We start from the raw sequence: 18,746 nt of genomic DNA on the forward strand, positions 1-18,746 counted from the left end.
CTGCCCCGACGCTGCGCCGCGACTCCCTTAGTTCCCGCCGACGCGAGACTTGTCTTGCTTGTTCTCTTCAAAGGCGGCCATGATGGCTTCTTCCCCGCTGAGCCCAGCCTGGGTGGCCCGCTCGATGGCGGCCAGCATCCGCTTGTAGTCTTTCGGGATGACCCGGACGAACTTGGACAGGGCGGCTTCCCAGTTGGCGAGGACCTTTTGGCCGAGGGCGCTGTTGGTGTATTGGACGTGACGCTCAATCATGCCCTTGACCTCTTCGATCTCGGCGGGGTTCTCCAGTTTTTCCAGCAACACCATTTCCATGTTGCAGCGGCCCGAGAAGGTCCCCTCTTCGTCGAGGATGTAGGCGATGCCGCCTGACATGCCGGCGCCGAAGTTGCGGCCCGTCTTGCCGAGGACGACGACGCGGCCACCGGTCATGTATTCACAGCCGTGATCGCCCACGCCTTCGACGACGGCATAGGCGCCGGAGTTGCGGACACAGAAGCGTTCGCCGGCGACGCCGCAGATATAAGCCTCGCCGCCGGTGGCGCCGTAGAGGTTGACGTTGCCGGTGATGATGTTTTCTTCCGGGACGAAGGAAGAGCGGGCCGGCGGGAAGACGACGAGCTTGCCGCCCGAGAGGCCCTTGCCGAAGTAGTCGTTGGCGTCGCCTTCGAGGATCATCGTCATGCCCTTCGGCACGAAAGCGCCGAAGCTCTGACCGGCCGAGCCGTTGAAGCGGAGGGTGATCGTGTCTTCCGGCAGCCCCTCGGCGCCGTAGCGGCGGGTGATCTCGCTGCCGAGGATGGTGCCGACGACACGGTCTGTGTTCTGGATCTTGAAGGAGGCTTCCACGGCTTCTGCCCGTTCAATGGCGCGGCGGCAGGTGGGGACGAGTTCGCGCATGTCGAGGGAGCGGTCCAGGCCGTGATCCTGGGCCATGCGGCAGTAGCGGCCCACTTCTTCGGGCATGTCGGGCTGGTAGAGCAGGGCGGAAAGGTCGAGGCCGCTGGCTTTCCAGTGGTCGACAGCGTCGCTCGCTTCGAGGACATCGGTGCGGCCGATCATCTCGTCGATGGTGCGGAAGCCCAGTTCGGCCATGATCTCGCGCATCTCTTCAGCGATGAAGCGCATGAAGTTGACCAGGTGGGCCGGATCGCCGGTAAACTTTTTCCGCAGCTCGGGGTTTTGCGTGGCGACGCCGACGGGGCAGGTGTCCAGGTTGCAGACGCGCATCATGACGCAGCCCAGGACGACGAGGGGGGCTGTGGCGAAGCCGTATTCTTCGGCGCCGAGCAATGCGGCCATGACCACGTCACGGCCGGTCATCAGCTTGCCGTCCGTCTCGACGACGATGCGATCGCGCAGCTTGTTCAAGACCAGTGTCTGGTGGGTTTCGGCGAGGCCCAGCTCCCAGGGCAGGCCGGCGTGACGAATCGAGGTCCGAGGCGAAGCGCCGGTGCCGCCGTCGTAGCCGGAGATGAGCACCACGTCGGCACGGCCCTTGGCGACGCCGGCGGCGATGGTGCCGACGCCCACTTCGGAGACGAGTTTGACGTTGATGCGCGCCCGAGGGTTGGCGTTTTTCAGGTCATGGATCAATTCGGCCAGGTCTTCGATGGAGTAGATGTCATGGTGAGGCGGCGGCGAAATCAGGCCGACGCCGGCGGTAGTGCCGCGGCACTTGGCGACCCAGGGATAGACCTTGCCGCCGGGGAGCTGGCCGCCTTCGCCGGGCTTGGCGCCTTGGGCCATCTTGATCTGGATCTCGTCGGCGTTGACCAGGTAGTGACTGGAGACGCCGAAGCGGCCGGAAGCGACCTGCTTGATGGCGCTGCGCTTGGAATCGCCGTTAGGCATCTTGACGAAGCGGGCCGGGTCTTCCCCGCCTTCGCCGGTGTTGCTCTTGCCGCCGATGCGGTTCATGGCGATGGCTATCGCTTCGTGGGCCTCCTGGCTGATGGAGCCGAAGGACATGGCGCCCGTTTTGAAGCGGCGGCAGATAGATTCGACCGATTCCACCTCATCGAGGGGAATGGGGTTTTTCTTCTTGAACTTGAGCAGGCCCCGCAGGGTGCGCGCCTTCTGGGTCTCCGCGTTCAGGGCGGCCGAGTAGCGCTTGAAGAGCTGGTAGTCGCCCTTGCGACAAGCTTCCTGGAGGGTGGTGATCGTCTCAGGGTTGAACATATGCTCTTCCCCGTCGGTGCGCCACTGATGAGCGGAGCCGGTGTCCAGGGTGGTGTCGCGGCCGGGCTGGTCGTTGAAAGCCCGCCAGTGGCGCATCTCGGCTTCTTTGGCGATCTCGGCGAGGCCGATGCCGCCGATGCGAGAGGGCGTTCCGGTGAAGTACTTCTCGATCACATCGGTGGCGATGCCGACGCACTCGAAGATCTGGGCGCCGCGGTAGCTCTGGATCGTCGAGATGCCCATCTTGGAGAGGACCTTGACGACGCCTTTCGTGGCGCTCTTGATGTAGTTCTTGACGGCTTCCTCGTGGGTCAGCCCGGGCAGCATACCTTGGCGGATCATGTCGTCAAGGCTTTCAAAGGCCATGTAAGGGTTGATGGCCCCGACGCCGTAGCCGAGGAGCAAGGCGAAGTGGTGCACTTCCCGAGGCTCGCCCGATTCGAGGAGCATGCCGACTTTCAGGCGAGTGCCCTCGCGGATCAGGTGGTGGTGCAGGCAGGCGACAGCGAGCAGGGCCGGGATGGGGGCCTTCTCGGCGTCGACGCCGCGGTCGGAGAGGATGAGCAGCGTATAGCCGTCAGCGATGGCCTTGTCGGCGGCCCGGCAGAGTTCGACCAAGGCTTTTTCGAGGCCGGCGCCGTTTTCTTTGACGTTAAAGAGGATGGGCAGGGTGATCGTCTTGAACCCTTTCCGGTCGATGTAGCGCAGCTTGGCCAGTTCTTCGTTGCTGAGGATGGGCGCCTTCAGGCGGATCTGGCGGCAGGAATCGGGCTCGGGCTGCAAGAGGTTCTTCTCAGGCCCCAAGGTGGTGCCTGTGCCGGTGATCAGCTCTTCCCGAATGGCGTCGATGGGCGGGTTGGTGACCTGGGCGAAGAGTTGCTTAAAGTAGTTATACAACAGTTGGGGCTTCTCCGAGAGGACGGCCAGGGGCACGTCATGGCCCATGGCGCCGACGGGCTCAACGCCGTTCTTGCCCATCGGTTCGAGGGTTTTGGTGAGGTCTTCATAGGTGTAGCCGAAGGCCTGCTGGCGCTGAACGATCGTCTCATGGTCGGCTTCCGGCGTCTCGGGGGCTTCAGGGAGATCGTCCAGGCTGATCAGGTGCTCGTCAAGCCACTGGCGGTAGGGCTGGGCAGCGGCCATGCCTTCTTTGAGTTCTTCGTCGGTGACGATGCGGCCCTGCTCCGTGTCGACGAGGAGCATGCGGCCCGGGTGCAGACGCTCCTTGACGAGGACCTTTTCCGGGTCCACTTCCAGGACGCCCACTTCGGAGGCCATGATGATCATGTCGTCCTTGGTGACGTAGTAGCGGGCGGGGCGCAGGCCATTGCGGTCAAGGACGGCGCCGATCATGCGGCCGTCAGAGAAGACGATAGCGGCGGGGCCGTCCCAGGGCTCCATCATGCAGCTGTGGTACTCGTAGAAGGCCTTTTTGGCGTCGCTCATGGATTCATGGTTGGCCCAAGGTTCGGGAATCATCATCATGGCGGCGTGGGGCAGGGAGCGACCGCTCATGTGCAGGAATTCGAGGCAGTTGTCAAACATGGCCGAGTCGCTGCCGTTGGTGTCGATGACGGGCATCACCTTGGCGAGATCGTCGCCGAAGAGGTCGGACTGGCACATGGCCTGGCGGGCGTGCATCCAGTTGACGTTGCCGCGGACCGTGTTGATCTCGCCGTTATGGATCAGATAGCGGTTCGGATGGGCGCGCTCCCAGCTCGGGAAGGTGTTCGTGCTGAAGCGGGAGTGGACCAGCGCCAGGGCGGTGTCCATGGCGGGGTCTTTCAGTTCGACGTAGTATTTGTCGACCTGCTCAGGCGTCAGCATGCCTTTATAGACGATGGTGCGCGACGACAGGCTGGCGAAGTAAAAGTACTGACAGCCCGGTTTGCCGCCGTGACGGATCTCTTTTTCCGCCCGCTTGCGGATGATATAGAGCTTGCGCTCAAAGGCCTGGGGATCGGTGGCCAGTTGGGCCTTGACGGCGTCAGAGGCGCCGATGAAGACCTGCCGCACGAAAGGTTCTGCGGACTTGGCTTCGTCACCTAGGCTGCTGTTGTCGGTGGGAACGGTGCGCCAGCCAAGGAGGGTCTGGCCTTCTTCCTTGACGATGCGCGCAAAGTCGGCCTCGCAGGCGGTGCGCTCCGCCTCGTCGGGGCAGAGGAACAGCATGCCTACGCCATACTCGCCGGCCGGCGGCAGGTCGATGTTGAGGGCGGCGCATTCTTTGGTCATGAAGGTGTGTGGGATCTGCATGAGGATGCCGGCGCCGTCGCCGCTGTTCACTTCCGCGCCCTTGGCGCCCCGATGGTCGAGGTTGATCAGGATGGACAGGGCTTGGCGGACCATCGCATTGGATTTCTTCCCTTTGATGTTGGCGATGAATCCGATGCCACAGGCATCATGCTCAAACTGCGGGTCATAGAGACCTTGCTTGGGAGGCAAGCCGATCCATTTCTTTTCTTGCAATCTCTTTCTCTCCTTTTGCACTCACTCGATTGCTGACAACAAATTCAACCCGGCAGAGGGGCATAAAAAGCCCCTCTGAAACCGGGACTCCCGGCAGGACACGCTTCACGATACCGGAAAGGCTTGCCTACTGCCTGTTTGCCCGCCAGAGGGCGGTATTTTTCTGTCATAATATTATAGCAACAAATGTCGCCTTTTTGGAGATCCGATGCTGTAAACCAGCCCCATATTCGACGAAAACCCTGAAAGAATATTGTATACTTTTCGGTAATAACCGAGCCTTTCCTCGTTTTTGATGCAGCATCAGGAAAGCGGACAGTCCTTTGGATTTATTTTAAAAATATGTCTTTCTTTTTTCGGCCTTCCGTCACTAGGGAGCGCCGCTGCTTTCACCGATTCACTGTCGTTTTTTACTGTTGGTTTCCATTAGATAGAGGCCTTTGCCTAAGGGCCTTTGCCGCTGTCGCTTCTGCAGGCACGATGGAAAAGGGAGGAGGATTTCATGAAACTGCTCATCGACGCTGACGCCTGTCCCCGCGAGGTCCTCCGGACCAGCCTCGAACTAGGGCGCCGCTTCCAGGTTCCCGTCTGGACGGTGGCCAGCTTCAACCATGTGATTGCGTCGGATCGCCATGTCGTCGTCGGCGGCGCCGCTCAGGAGACGGACATCAAGGTGATGAACCTCGCCGAGCCGGGCGATGTGGCCGTCACCCAGGACTTCGGGCTGGCAGCCATGCTGATCGGCAAGGGCGTCCGCTGTCTCGGCCCCTCGGGCCGCCTCTACGACGCGGAACGGATCGACCTGCTGCTGGAGGAGCGGGAGTTGAAGGCCCGCTTCCGCCGCGGCGGCGGCCGCACAAAGGGGCCGAAAAAAAGGACCGCCGAAGAGGATCGGCGGTTCGCAGGGGCGCTGGAAACATTGCTGCGGGAATGGAATGGGTGACAAAGCCGTCAACTGGAGGCTAAGTGGCGAGACGTCAGCCGTCAAGGGGCGGGACTCCGCCTTACCCATCGAATCACTCGGGACCTCGCGCCGGGAGTTCCTTACGCTGTTTATGGCATCAGCAATGCTTCTTTGTCCAACCTCTTCTCGTGGTTGAGCAGCCACTCTTTTCGCCACAGCCCTCCAGCGTAGCCGGTCAGGCTGCCGTCGCTGCCGATGACGCGGTGGCAGGGGATGACAATGCTGATGGGGTTGTTGTGGTTGGCGCCGCCGACAGCGCGGACCGCCTTCGGGTTGCCGACAGCTTCGGCGATCTGGCGGTAAGAGCGACTCTCCCCAAAAGGGATAGCGGCCAGGGCGTCCCAGACGCGCCGCTGGAAGGCCGTTCCCCGGGGCGCCAGCGCAAGGGAGAAGGTTTGGCGGGCGCCTTGAAAATACTCGTCCAACTGCCGGGCGCAGGCTTGCAGGCATGGGGGCAATCTGCCCGTTCCTTGACGCTGGCCATGGCCGTCCGCTTCCTCCGCAAAGGAGATGGTCCAAATCCCCTGCTCGCTCCCCCGAATCTCGATCAAGCCGATGGGCGACGCGTAATAGGTGCAGTGCTCCTCGGCCACCCCGGTTCTCCCCTTTTCTTCTATGTTCGGACCGGTTGGGCCGCCCGCTCCTTGTACCAGACCGGCTGCAGCCGGCACCGTTCCGCCAACGCCAGCGCCGCCTTCAGGTTGCGGCCGATGTCGCGGGGGTTGTGGGCGTCTGAGCCGACGGTGACAAAGCGGCCGCCCAGTTCGGCAAAGCGCCGATAGATGGGGAATAAGGCTTCGACTACAGCCGGCCTGTCGAGCCGCCGGGCGTTGATCTCGATGGCCTGCTGTCGTTCTGCCAAGACGGCCAGGATCGGGTCGATCTGTTCCCGGAACTCGTCGTAGTCGATTTCCGGGTCCTCCACCAGGGCGTAGCGGGCGATATAATCGATATGTCCCAGACTGTCGATAAAATCATAGGCCTTCACACATTCCAGCATGGTGTCGAAGTAGCGGTCATAACTCTCGCGCTTCGAGCGGCGCCCGAAATACCTCTCGCCGACCACCTCTACGCCATCGACGACATGGATCGAGCCGATGATGTAATCGAACGGATAGGCCGCTGCCAATTTTCGATTATGACTGATCAGCTCGCTGCGCATGCCCATCTCTACCCCCAGCCGCAGCCGATCGCTCCGGTACGGCTCATAGGTGCGGAAAAAAGCGTCCACATCGAAGGTGAAGCTGTCCGGCTGCGGGTATGCCAGATCCATATGATCGGTGATGATCAGGCCGATATCCTTCTGACGGGCCTGCTCTATCGCCTGGTCAATGGCCATGATCGAGTCTGTTGAAAACCGAGTGTGCACGTGGGTGTCAAAAATCATAGCTACCTCCAGTGTCTGTTCTGTCGTTTCCCTGGCTTTCCCCCCTTATTGTACCTCCGGCGCAGGGATAAGTGATATTTTTTTCTTGTGAATAAGCTCTCCCTCAGCCGAGCCAGCGCAACCCTTTCGGGTAGTGGTTTTTGCACTGGCCGCCGGAGATCTTTGCCCAGCCGAGGGGAAAGCCGCCGACTGTCACCACGGTCCAGCCCGCCTCGCCGCCGGCGCTCCAGCTTTCACCGCGCAGGTAGCGAAGGACATCGTTGCCATCGGGATCGACTTCGACGCTGCGGCGCCACTCGTCTTGGCGAAGGGCCAGGGCGAGGGCATGGGACGGCTCGAAGCGCCCCGCTTTGACCGTGCCCAGATGCCAGCCCGCCCGGGCGACTTTGATGCCGTCGAGCGAAGGGAGGCCCTCCGCCTGAACGTATAAGGCGTCGCCGAAAAGGGCCAGAGGCCCCTCGGGGACGAATTGAAGCGACTCGGCGCAAAAACGTTCAAAGAGAGCGCGGGCCGCATCGGGAACGGCCTTCTTGCCGATGTGCGCTCCCCGGCCGCGCTGCCTTTCGCCCCGGCGGGCTTCATTATGGTATCCTTCACTGTGGCGCCCTCCGCTGCGGTTTCCTTGCATCCTTGATGGCGCATGTCGTCGGCGATGGTCGGCGGCACCCTTGACAGCCCATTCGTCGGTGCTACCCTCTGCTTTGACCTCCACCCTCTCGCCGACGCTTCCGCCCCTCTTGCGCAAGCGGGCGATGAAATGGCCCTCGCCGCGCAAGCGATGGGGCCAGAGGCGAGCCGTTTTTTCCAGATACCCTGTCGCAAAATGCTCCATCGCCGGGAAGGACTCCCGTTCGAACTCCCGATGGTCGCGCAAAAAAGCCTCGATCTGCCGCTCATTCTCCTCCGGCGCAAAGGTGCAGGTGGAATAGACGAGCACCCCGCCCGGCCGAAGCATCCGGGCAGCCAGCGGGAGGAGCTCCCGTTGCATGGCAGCACACCGAAACACCTTCTCTTCGGACCAGTCGTCCATCGCCTCAGGCAGCTTGCGAAACATCCCCTCGCCGGAGCAGGGGGCGTCCACGACGATCCGGTCAAAATCGGCGATGAACCGCCCTGCCAGCCTTTCGGGGCTCTCCTGGGTGACGAGGATGTTGCGGGCGCCCCAGCGTTCCAGGTTCTCAGACAGCGCCTTCACCCGCTTGGGATGGATCTCGTTGGCCACGAGCAGCCCGCGACCGGCCAGACGCCCGGCAATCTGGGTCGCCTTGCCGCCCGGCGCGGCGCAGAGATCAAGCACCCGCTCCCCCGGCTGCGGGTCGAGGGCTTCGACGACCGCCATGGCGCTCGGCTCCTGAATGTAGTAAAGACCGGCGGCGTGAAAGGGATGTTTGCCGGGCCGTTCCTCCCCGTCCACATAAAACCCGGTGGGACACCAGGCGACAGGGTCGAGACGAAAAGGCATGATCGCCAAAAATTCCGCCCGGCTGAGTTTGAGCGGATTGAGTCGAAGGCCCTGGACCGGCCCACTCTCATAGCTCTCAAAAAAGGCGTTCCGTTCCGACTCCAGGAGAAGAGCGGTCATGCGGTTAATAAAAGGCGGTGGTAACGGAAGCACGGATTTTCCTCCTCCTGAACAGCCCTGGACTTCGTCATGGACCTTCACTGGTTTCTCTGCCTTCATGATTGAACCTTTGTTCCTGCTCGTTCCGGCTTCGTCCCTGGCAGCGTTTTCAGGGCATCATTTCCAGGGCAGCGTTTCCGGTCGACATCTCCATCCCTTGACAGTCAGTTCGTCCTTCGTTACCCTTACACAAGAAGGACGGATTCCGCGCCTCGGCGCGAGCCCGGTCCAGTATGCAACGGATGGACGACTTCGTCAGGGGGACAGGCAAGTTGAATTGGCACAAACACATGAACCGCCGAGCCTTCCTGGCCGCCGGCGCCGCCGGGGTGGCGGGGCTGGCCGGCCTGGCGCTCTGGAAAAGCCGGGGAGATGAAGGCCGCTTTTCCTCCAAGCGCCCTGCCTTCCCGTGGACGCCGCGGTCGGTGGAAGGCGCCGAGGATATCGTCCTCCGCCGCCATCCCTATCCCTACCGGGCCAGCCTGTCCATCACCTCCGATATCGACGGCACATCGCCGAAGGAGTTCAACCGGATCCACCAGTTCCTGAACTCGGATCTGGAGACGGAGACAGGACAAGCCCTCGCCCTCGATATTGCCGACTCCTGCTGGATGGTTGTCGACTCCGACTGGGAGGGGACCATCGACCGCTTCGGTCATACAGTCCGCGACCAGATGAGCTTCTGGCGCGGGATGAATATGCAAGAGGAGTATGCTGCCGATTGGATCGCCAAGTATGTGCGCTGCGGCTGGATCGACAGTGTGCACACCTACGGTGATTTTAACCGCAAGAACGCCGGCGAGACCACCTTTCACCGCCAAGTGGCCGTAGAAAGCATCCGCAAATGGTATGACAAGGGCTTTACCTTTACCGTCTGGATCAATCACGGCAACAGCGCCAACGTGCAGAACCTGTCTGATGGCATCAAGCGAACCTATGAGGGGGGTGACGATCCTGCATCCCCCTATTACCATACGGACATCCTGATCCCCTATGGGATCCGCTTTGTCTGGCATTCCGCCTCGTCGTCCCGGGAATACGTCTTCAGCCGCCCTGACCTGCTCTACCCGATCACCCTGGGCGACGGTCAGCGCGTCTGGGGTTTTTACCGCTATTCCTGTGCCCACCGTCTCTTCCAGACCAAGCCGGAGTACCTCTGGAGCCCCTACAACTTGGAACGGCAGTTGACAGAAGACCATCTGCGCACCCTCATCGACGAGGGGGGGTTCAGTTCCGTCGCCCAACACCTGGGCGGACCGACCGACCTCTACAATGCCTTCCCCGACGAATCGCTGCCGGCGCTCCGCCGCATCGCCCGGCTGCACCATGACGGCGTCGTCCTGGTGGCGCGCACGTCTCGGTTGCTGCGCTACAACCAGGTGAACAACTTCCTCCGCTTCAGCGTCCACAAAGACAGTGAGGGCGCATCGATCGTCATCGACGGCGTCGATGACCCCCATCTTGGCGCCTTCAAGCCTGTCGTCGACGATCTGCGCGGGATCACCTTCTATTGCCCTGACCCGCTCAAGACGAAGCTCTTTTTGGGCGAACGCCAGATCGCCGATGACCTGCTCTCCCGCAACCCGGCCGACCATACAGGGCGACAGAGCCTGTCTGTCCGTTGGTTTAGGCACAACCCGCTCGACTTCAGCCAATGGGGCTGACCGCTAGACGGTTGGCCCCATTCTCTTTCCTCATCGTCGGCCGCCATGGTGCTTTTCGTCATTCTTTCGCACAGCAGCGCCCGGCAGATGACCCTCTGCTTCTATTCTTTCTACTGCTGTCGGTTCCCCTGCGGCGGCGTCCATGACCACCGCTGCAGGTGCCGCGCAAAGCCCTCCACGCCGTCGCCCTGAACGACGCCGAGGCGGATGACCGCCTTCATGCTGTCCTGATGCTGCGAACGCCCCATGCAGAGGCCAAAGCCATAGCCCAGTTCGTCCATGATTTCCATCACCTGCGCATCATACTGGCCGTAGGGGAAGGCCAAGGCGTAGACAGGCCGGCCGTAGCGGTTTTCGATGGTTTCCTTCGCCATTTGCAGGTCGCTTTTGATGCGGTTGCGCATCTCTTCCGGCGTCTCCATCTGCCCTGTATCTGCCTTCACCAGCGGCGTCACCAGCAGAGAGCGTCCGTCCACCTTGTCATGGAGGTCGAAGGTGTGCGATTGGACGTCACAGAGCCCGCTGGCCACCATCTCGTCGATCTGGCGCCAGTCGAGCAGGTCCCCTTTGGCGGGATCATAGGCGTGAGGGGGATTCTCCTCCAGCAGCCAGCCGGCCACCGGAAACAGGGTGAAGGGGAAACTGTATTTTTTCAAAATGGGATATGCCAGGGTGTAGTTCGATTCATAGCCGTCATCGAAGGTGATCGCCACCGGCCGGTAGGGCAGCGGCGTTCCCTTTCGGCTGTAGTCCCAGATGCGCTGCAAGGGGACTACATTGTAGCCTTCCTTGCGCAGGTAGTCCATCTGAGCAGCAAAATCGTCGATATAGACGACGGCGTCATTGTTGCGCCAGTAGCCCCGCTCAGTGAAGTGATGATACATGAGGATGACGATCGGTTCCCCGGCTTGGTGCATAGGACCCGGCGCGCCTGCGCCAGTCCCCTGATCGACAGGGCGCTGGGCTGCTGAGGTCTGGGAGTGGGCGTCAGGCAGCTTGTCCGGTGACGCAGCCGTGGCCTTGTCGGCGGCAGGAGCAGTCCTTGCGCCTTCAATCGATACTGGCTTAGAGGGCGAACCGGTGAGTCCGCAACCGGCGGCGAGGACAATCAGCATCAGAAGTCCAAGGAAAAGGCCACGCCCGGCCCTGCTGCTTTTCCCAGGCAATCCTTTTCTCATCGAATCAACTCCGCAGTCATATCGCTGTGTAGTTAAAAGGTTGGACGCCGTGAGGCGCCGCCGTCAGTTCCAGGATAGCATGGAAGCGGACATCGGTTCAATCGTCCCGCCATCTGGCCCCGGCCAGGTCCTTCCTGACGGTGACCAGCCGTGCCTTTCCCTTCAAAAAAAAAGTCCCCCACAGCTCAAACCGGAGCCGCAAAGGACGCGGGGCACAGGCGCTACGTGGGCCTACCTTTCTCACCCTACCGATCAGCCCTGAGGGCGCCCCCCGGGGTGCTTTCCTTTTTCCCGGTACCCATGGGTGTGCAAGAGCTTTTTCGCCAGTTCGCTTCCCGGTTGACCCAGGATCTCCCGGTAGAGGCGGCGCACCGTCGGGTTCTCGTGGCTGTAGCGCAGGCTCTTGTGGCTGTCGATGTCATAGAGGGCGTCAGCCCGGTCATGGCGGTAGTCGAGGGAGATCTTCTTGTGGTCCCTACCGCCCAGAATGGGCTGGCCGCCGCCGCCGACACAGCCGCCGGGGCAAGCCATGACCTCGATGAAATCGATCTTCTCGCCCGCCTCCAAGGCCTCGATGACGCGGCGGGCGTTGCCGGTGCCGTGAGCGACGGCCACGTGGATGTCATGGTCGCCGAGCTTCACATGGTGCAGCTTCAAGCCTGTCTCGCCGCGGATCTGGCGGAACTCGACGGGCGGCGGCGCGTCGACGAAGCTGCGCGGGTTGGCGGCGCGGGAGAGGACCCAACTGGTCGTCCGCAAGGTCGCCTCCATCACACCGCCGGTGGCGCCGAAGATGGCGCCGGCGCCGGTGGCCTCGCCGAAGGCGGAATCAAAGGACTCCTCAGGCAGGCGCGTAAAGTCGATGCCCGCCTCGCGGATCATGCGCACCAGTTCGCGCGTCGTCAGTACGTAGTCGACGTCAGGCCGTGTTCCGTCGCCATGCTCGGGCCGGGCGGCCTCATACTTCTTGGCTGTGCAGGGCATGACGGCCACAGATACGACTTTTTCCGGCGGCAGGCCGCGCTCCGTGGGGTAGTGGGCCCGGGTCAAGGCGCCGAACATGGCCATCGGCGATTTGCAGGTGGACAGGTTCGGGATGTACTTGGGGAAGTAGTGCTCGACGAGCTTGATCCAAGCGGGGCAGCAGGAGGTGAAAAAGGGCGTCTTTCCCTCTTCGTAGCGCCCCAGGAACTCATAGGCCTCCTCGACGATAGTCAGGTCGGCGGCGAAGTCCGTCGCCAGGACCTGATTGAAGCCGAGGCGGCGCAGGGCCGCCACCAGCTTGCCTGTCACCTTTGTCCCGACGGGCAAACCGAAGGCCTCGCCGAGGGTGACCTGGATCGATGGCGCCGCCTGGACGACCACATGGGTCGTCGGGTCGGCCAGGGCCTTCCACACATCGTCGATGGACTCTTTTTCCGTCAGCGCGCCCACCGGGCAGGCGAGGACACACTGGCCGCACATGATGCAGGCCACATCGCCCATGTCGGCGTTGAAAGCCGGCGCGATGATCGTATCAAAGCCGCGCTCCTGGGCGGCGATGACATGGTTCTCCTGCACCTTGGCGCAGATGCTCTCGCAGCGGCGGCAGTGGACGCACTTGTTCAGGTCGTGCCGGATGGAGGGGTTGTTGTCTTTTATCGGCTGGCGGCGGGACTCCCCCTGGAACTCGATGCGGCGAATGCCCAGGTCCTCGGCGATGTTCTGCAGTTCGCAGTTTAAGTTGCGGATGCAGGTGGTGCACTCGCGCTGGTGATCGGAGAGGATCAGCTCCACCACCCGACGGCGGGCTTTACGGACGCGGGGGCTGTGGGTGCGCACCTTGAGCCCTTCGGCGACGGGGTAGACGCAGGAGGCTTGCAGCGCCCGCTGGCCCTCCACCTCGACGAGGCAGACGCGGCAGGCGCCGATCTCGTTGATCTCCCGCAGGTAGCAAAGGCTGGGGATGTGAATGCCGGCCTCGCGGGCGGCGTCGAGGACGGTCGTGCCCACCTCGGCCTCGACAAGCTGGCCATCGATCTCCAGCCTCACCTTTTTGGGGCCGAAAAAGGCCGACGGTTTCGTATGTTCCTCCGGGTGCTCCTCGCCAGGGTCCCAGCCCAGCATGTGGGGGAGCAGGGCCTCTTCCAGGTGGCGTTTCATCATTCTTCCTCCCGCGCGATGCATTTGGCCGGGCACTTCTGGGCGCAGGCGCCGCAGGCGATACAGCGATTCTTGTCGATGACGAAGGGCCTCTTGCGGACCTCGCCGCTGATCGCCTCGACGGGGCAGAGGCGGACGCAGAGGCCGCAGCGGCGGCATTTTTCTTCGTCAATGCGGAATTTTCCCTTCGGTCGTAAGGCGGCGCAGACGCCGGCGGGACAGCGCTTATGATTGATGTGGGCCTCGTACTCATGGCGGAAGTAGCGCAGGGTGCTGAGGACGAGGTTAGGCGCCGTCTGACCGAGGCCGCAGAGGGAGGCCTCGCGGATGTCGCGGCCCAGCTCTTCGAGCCGCTCCAGGTCTTTTGGCTCGCCTTTACCCTCGGTGATGCCGGTGATGATCTCCAGGAGGCGGCGTGTGCCGATGCGGCAGGGGGTGCACTTGCCGCAGGACTCGTCTTGGGTGAATTCGAGGTAAAAGCGGGCGATGTCGACCATGCAGTCCGACTCATCCATGACGATCAGGCCGCCGGAGCCCATCATGGAGCCGACGGCGATCAGGCTGTCATAGTCGATGGGCGTGTCCAGGTACTCTGCCGGCAGGCAGCCGCCCGAGGGGCCGCCCGTCTGGACGGCCTTGAAGGCCTTGCCGCCGGGGATGCCGCCGCCGATGTCGTAGATGATCGTCCGCAGCGTCGTGCCCATGGGCACCTCGATGAGGCCCGTGTTGTTGATCTTGCCGGCCAGGGAAAAGATCTTCGTCCCCTTGCTCCGTTCGGTCCCCATGGCCGCATACCAGGCAGCGCCGTTGACGATGATCTGGGGGATGTTGGCATAGGTCTCCACATTGTTGAGCAGCGTCGGTTTGCCCCAGAGGCCGCTCAAGGCCGGGTAGGGCGGACGGGCCCTCGGCTCGCCCCGTTTGCCGCTGACTGAGTGCAAGAGGGCTGTCTCCTCGCCGCAAACGAAGGCGCCGGCGCCGAGGCGCAGGTCGATGTCAAAAGAAAATCCTGTGCCCAGGATGTCTTCGCCGAGCAGCCCTGCCTGGCGGGCCTGTGCGATGGCTACCTCCAGCCGGTGGACGGCGACGGGGTACTCGGCGCGAACGTAGATATAACCCTGGCGGGCACCGATGGCGTATCCGGCGATGGCCATCGCCTCCAGGACAGCGTGGGGGTCGCCCTCTAAGATGGAGCGGTCCATGAAGGCGCCGGGGTCGCCTTCGTCAGCGTTGCAGACGACATACTTGGGCGTATCGGGCGCTGCGGCGGTAAAAGCCCACTTGCGGCCCGTCAAAAAGCCGGCGCCGCCGCGGCCGCGCAGACCGGACTTCGTCACCTCGTCGACAACCTGGGCCGGCGTCATCGCCGTCAAGGCCTTGGCCAGGCCGCCATAGCCGCCGCTGGCCAGGTAGTCATCGATGTCTTCGGGGTTGATGACGCCGCAGTTGCGCAGGGCGACGCGGTGCTGGGGATGGAAAAACTCGTTCTCGTCGATGCTGTTGCGGGTCGCGCCTTCGGGCGGGTGCTTGTAGAGCAGGCGCTCGATGATCTCTCCTTTGGCGATGTGGCGTTCCACGATCTCCTTGGCGTCATCGGGAGCCACCTGGCAGTAAAAGATCCGTTCCGGGTGGATGACGACGACGGGACCGAGTTCGCAAAAACCGAAGCAGCCGGTGGGGACGACGTGCGCCTCCTTGTCGAGGCCGCAGCGGGTCAGTTCGCTATGTAGGGCCCGGCGGAGTTCGGCGCTGCGCGAGGAGGTGCAACCGGTGCCGGCGCAGAGGAGGATCTGATGAGGTATGGATGGCTGATCCGCAGCAGCCCGAGGAATCGGCGCTTTGGAGGTTTGTCCTTCGAAGGTTTGTGCTTCGGAGGTTTGTGCTTCGGAGGTTTGTCCTTCGAAGGTTTGTGCTTCGGAGGTTTGTGCTTCGGAGGTTTGCCCTTCGGGAGAGGGTGCTTCAAGGATATGTGCTTCGGGAAGCCGCTGGCGGTAACGGGCGGCATGGCGCTGGCGGGCAGCCCTTAAGTCTTCGACGGAGCGGATAGGCGTGGCAATGACGGGTGCTTCGAGGAAACTTTCAGACGATGTATCGGTAAGCTCCCCACAGGCTTCACGGTCGCTGCTCTCCTCCGCGTTGTTTGACTCCCTTCGCCGACGGCAGGCACAACCCGATTCTTCACTTGCCTTCTCTGCCGCCGTAGGTACGTTCTGTTCGTCCTTTCGATTCCGGTAGCCATCGAGCAGGGCCGGCACGTCGGCGGCTTTCATGCGGCCGTGAACTTCGCCGTCGATGACGATGGCTGGCGCGAGACCGCAGGCGCCGACGCAGCGTGTGTCGGTCAGGGTGAACATCCCATCAGCCGTCGTCTGTCCCAGGTCGATGCTCAATTCCTTTTTTATGGCAGTCAGCACCTCTGGGGCGCCTTTGACGTAGCAAGCCGTGCCCATGCAGACGCTGACTGTGTGCTTCCCTTTCGGCTGCCGGCTAAAGAGGCTGTAAAAACTGACCACGCCCGCCACCTCACTGACCGGCAGGTCCATTCGTTCGGCAATATGGCACTGCACCGCCTCCGGAAGGTACCCGAAGATCTCCTGGGCCTTATGCAAAAGGCGGATCAACTGGCCGGGACTGTCTTTGTACCGGTCGATGACCTCATCCAGCAACCGCATCTTTTCGCGGACTTGGTCATCCCCTTGCTCCAGCGGTGATCGGATCATCGGCGCGCGCTCCTTTCCGTTCCGAGAAAAGGGTATAGGCTATTCAATACACGTGAATTATATCACTTTTCACAAGATTTTTTTATCCTGAATTGCGCTGTATTTCAGTGAAATCGACTTGCTCTTTCGGCAAAAGACAACCGCCGCAGGGAGTAACCTGAGTCATCGGAGCGTTCGGAGCATTCAAAAGGGCCGCGGCTTTGGCCTCTTTCCCATCATTATGAACGCCCAGCGCCTCTTCCCGCTTTTTCCTCCAGGCCCGGTGCAGCATCGCTTGCAGGTTCTCAAAATCCCGCTCATCGAGCGTTTCCAACTGATTCAACTGGTCGCTGATCAATTGAATCGTCTCGTCGCTGAAGGATTCCTCCCGTTTTTTCGGCCGCCGAATGAACAGCGCCGACAATGACGCTGTGACGGTGCCGATGACGCCGATGCCTGTGATCATCAGCAGACCCGCCAGCATGCGCCCCTCCACCGTCACCGGCGAGATGTCGCCGTAGCCGACGGTAGTGATCGTGACGAGGGACCACCAGAGGGCGTCGCCGAAGTCGCGGATGTTCGGGTTATGTCCCTTTTCAAACATCAACACGCCGCCGGCGCCGGAGCAGACGAGGGCGATGAAGATCAGCAGGCCGTAGGTGACGCTGTTCTCCACCCGGTGCCGGTCAAAACGGCGGGCCACATACTGAAAGAGCACAAAGAGCCGGACGAGGCGGAGGAGCCGCAGCGACTGGAAAAAGGTCGAAAAGGGGATTATGGCGATCAATTCGATGATATTTGACTTGAAAAAAGACCACTTATTGTCGGCTAAGTAGAAGCGGGCGAAATAGTCGAAGGTGAAGATGCCAAGGACGGTGTCATCCACCCATTGCAGCGCCACAGCGTGGTCCTTTCCCAATTCGGAGTGCTGGAGAATGAGGGCGGCTGACGCGATCAGGGCCAGAAATCCCATCAAGTACTCCCAGGCCGGCGCGCTTGTGATTTTTTCTACGGTAGCCCCGATCCCCTTCCGCATGAATCCCTCCACCAACCTTTCCCATCAGACCGACGCTGTTCTGTTACCCTGAGCCGGTCGTCGTTTCAGATGCGTCATAAAGCCGCTCCCCTGGCTGCCCCTACAGGCCGTTGCCCCATTTGCCCTAACCAACCATTCCCTTGCGTTCAACCGTTCCCTTGAGATGTTATGCCCTGCCGTCATAGAGTGTACGCAGCAATAGCGCCATTTCAGCTTTGCTCACCGCCACAGGGTTGACCCGTGTCGAGCCCTTCATCGCATTGTCAACAAGTTCGTCAAAGCCAGCCTCAAAATCCTGCGCCGCCAGCCCCGCTTCCCGGAAAGAAGCGGGAATGTTGAGCAGCGCCTTCAGCCGCTCTACGGCTTCGACAAAATCGGACTCGCCGACGCTGCGGGCCAGCCGCTTAAGCCGCAGATTCACCTCACCGTCGCGGCGGTTGAAGCGGAGTACTTGAGGAAGTACAATGGCGTTGATCAACCCGTGGCCGAGGCCAAACTGCCCGCCCACGGCATGGGCGATGCCGTGGGCCATGCCGAGCCCCACATGGCTGAAGGCCAGACCCGCCATGCACTGGTAGATATGCATGTTTTCACGGCTTTCCGCTGAACGATCCAGGTAGGAAGCGGGCAGGTTGGCAAAGATCCCTTCGACGGCGCCGCGGGCCAGGGGCTCCATGAAGGCGTCCATGCGCCGATTGATGTAGCACTCGACGGCATGGATCAGGGCGTCCATGCCCGTCTCGGCGACGATGTTCGGCGGCATGGTCAAGGTCAGGTCGGGATCCAAAATGGCCACATCGGGGATCATGGCTGTCGCTTTGAGGCCGATCTTCAGGTTCTGTTCCCGGAAGGTGATGACAGCCGCCTTGGTCACCTCGCTGCCCGTCCCTGACGTAGACGGCGCGGCCACAAAGGTGAGCTTCTGCCGCCGCTCCGGCAATTCCCGGGTCAGGACGTTGGCGAAGTCGAGTTCCGGGTATTCGTAGAACAGGGCCATCGCCTTGGCCGCGTCGAGAGGCGAGCCGCCGCCGACCGCCACGAGCAGGTCGGGGCCGAAGGCGCGCATCTGCGCCACTCCCGCCTCCACCGCCGCCGTATCGGGGTTGGCGCCGATGCCGCCATGGACGAGGGTGTCACAACCCTTTTCCCGGAGCATGGCTTCGATCTTTGGGATGATCCCGTTAGCGAACATGGACCGGCCGCCGGTGACGATGAAGGCTTTCTTCGCCGGCAATGTCGCCATATACCCGATGGAACCCCGGCCGGTGACGATCGCCTGACCGCCGAGGACGATCTTGTTAAACATAAAATGACAACCCCCTGTGACTTCTTGTCAGCTCTGATTCCCCAACTGAATCGGTTCCTTCTTTTTGTCTGTCCCTTCCCCTCAGTTACTCTTCCGCTGCCG

General features: G+C 61.9%; 11 protein-coding genes and 1 pseudogene. 2 read left to right on the forward strand and 10 right to left on the reverse strand.

Annotated features, from left to right (window positions below):
- Positions 1-27 precede the first annotated feature (27 nt).
- Positions 28-4,647 (reverse strand): glutamate synthase large subunit, encoded by a 4,620-nt coding sequence (gene gltB, locus HM1_RS04255; protein ID WP_012282066.1) that lies wholly within the window; start codon positions 4,645-4,647, stop codon positions 28-30.
- 502 nt (positions 4,648-5,149) lie between these two features.
- On the opposite strand from gltB, the gene HM1_RS04260 reads away from it, so the two are divergent.
- Positions 5,150-5,590: a YaiI/YqxD family protein gene (locus HM1_RS04260; RefSeq protein ID WP_012282067.1), complete on the forward strand. Its 441-nt coding sequence runs from the start codon at positions 5,150-5,152 to the stop codon at positions 5,588-5,590.
- Between the two features lie 110 nt (positions 5,591-5,700).
- Here the strand turns inward: HM1_RS04260 and HM1_RS04265 are convergent, their stop codons facing one another.
- From HM1_RS04265 to HM1_RS16125, 3 genes are all read right to left on the reverse strand, one after another.
- Positions 5,701-6,204 (reverse strand): methylated-DNA--[protein]-cysteine S-methyltransferase, encoded by a 504-nt coding sequence (locus HM1_RS04265; RefSeq protein ID WP_012282068.1) that lies wholly within the window; start codon positions 6,202-6,204, stop codon positions 5,701-5,703.
- 20 nt (positions 6,205-6,224) lie between these two features.
- Positions 6,225-6,998, reverse strand: coding sequence for a histidinol phosphate phosphatase (locus HM1_RS04270; protein ID WP_012282069.1), 774 nt, complete (start codon positions 6,996-6,998; stop codon positions 6,225-6,227).
- 103 nt (positions 6,999-7,101) lie between these two features.
- A complete protein-coding gene (locus tag HM1_RS16125; protein WP_012282070.1) occupies positions 7,102-8,613 on the reverse strand; it encodes an RsmB/NOP family class I SAM-dependent RNA methyltransferase in 1,512 nt (503 codons plus the stop codon).
- 278 nt (positions 8,614-8,891) lie between these two features.
- On the opposite strand from HM1_RS16125, the gene HM1_RS04285 reads away from it, so the two are divergent.
- Positions 8,892-10,283, forward strand: a complete 1,392-nt coding sequence (locus HM1_RS04285; RefSeq protein WP_148207080.1) for a hypothetical protein — start codon at positions 8,892-8,894, stop codon at positions 10,281-10,283.
- Positions 10,284-10,393: 110 nt separating this feature from the next.
- Here HM1_RS04285 and HM1_RS04290 read toward each other — a convergent pair whose 3' ends face one another.
- The 6 genes and pseudogenes from HM1_RS04290 to HM1_RS04310 form a co-directional block, all read right to left on the reverse strand.
- A complete protein-coding gene (locus HM1_RS04290; RefSeq protein ID WP_083765113.1) occupies positions 10,394-11,461 on the reverse strand; it encodes a polysaccharide deacetylase family protein in 1,068 nt (355 codons plus the stop codon).
- 252 nt (positions 11,462-11,713) lie between these two features.
- The gene (locus HM1_RS04295; RefSeq protein WP_012282074.1) at positions 11,714-13,606 is read right to left on the reverse strand and encodes an NADH-dependent [FeFe] hydrogenase, group A6; all 1,893 of its coding nucleotides are present in this window, start codon (positions 13,604-13,606) and stop codon (positions 11,714-11,716) included.
- Positions 13,603-15,435: an NADH-quinone oxidoreductase subunit NuoF gene (locus HM1_RS04300; RefSeq protein WP_236995063.1), complete on the reverse strand. Its 1,833-nt coding sequence runs from the start codon at positions 15,433-15,435 to the stop codon at positions 13,603-13,605. The genes HM1_RS04295 and HM1_RS04300 overlap by 4 nt, the downstream gene beginning before the upstream one ends.
- Before the next feature lie 411 nt (positions 15,436-15,846).
- Positions 15,847-16,323, reverse strand: a pseudogene (locus HM1_RS16130) (NADH-quinone oxidoreductase subunit NuoE family protein); the annotation flags it as partial.
- Between the two features lie 82 nt (positions 16,324-16,405).
- Positions 16,406-17,338, reverse strand: a complete 933-nt coding sequence (locus HM1_RS04305) for a potassium channel family protein (protein ID WP_012282076.1) — start codon at positions 17,336-17,338, stop codon at positions 16,406-16,408.
- A 166-nt stretch (positions 17,339-17,504) separates the two neighbouring features.
- The gene (locus tag HM1_RS04310; RefSeq protein ID WP_012282077.1) at positions 17,505-18,644 is read right to left on the reverse strand and encodes an iron-containing alcohol dehydrogenase; all 1,140 of its coding nucleotides are present in this window, start codon (positions 18,642-18,644) and stop codon (positions 17,505-17,507) included.
- Between the last annotated feature and the right edge of the window lie 102 nt (positions 18,645-18,746).

The sequence above is a fragment of the Heliomicrobium modesticaldum Ice1 genome, assembly GCF_000019165.1.
Lineage (GTDB): Bacteria > Bacillota > Desulfitobacteriia > Heliobacteriales > Heliobacteriaceae > Heliomicrobium > Heliomicrobium modesticaldum.

Coding starts and splice junctions, on each gene's coding strand:
- HM1_RS04305 (WP_012282076.1), bottom strand. CDS start 17,338: ATGCGGAAGGGGATCGGGGCTACCGTAGAAAAAATCACAAGCGCGCCG.
- HM1_RS04310 (WP_012282077.1), bottom strand. CDS start 18,644: ATGTTTAACAAGATCGTCCTCGGCGGTCAGGCGATCGTCACCGGCCGG.
- HM1_RS04295 (WP_012282074.1), bottom strand. CDS start 13,606: ATGATGAAACGCCACCTGGAAGAGGCCCTGCTCCCCCACATGCTGGGC.
- HM1_RS04270 (WP_012282069.1), bottom strand. CDS start 6,998: ATGATTTTTGACACCCACGTGCACACTCGGTTTTCAACAGACTCGATC.
- HM1_RS04290 (WP_083765113.1), bottom strand. CDS start 11,461: ATGAGAAAAGGATTGCCTGGGAAAAGCAGCAGGGCCGGGCGTGGCCTT.
- HM1_RS04260 (WP_012282067.1), top strand. CDS start 5,150: ATGAAACTGCTCATCGACGCTGACGCCTGTCCCCGCGAGGTCCTCCGG.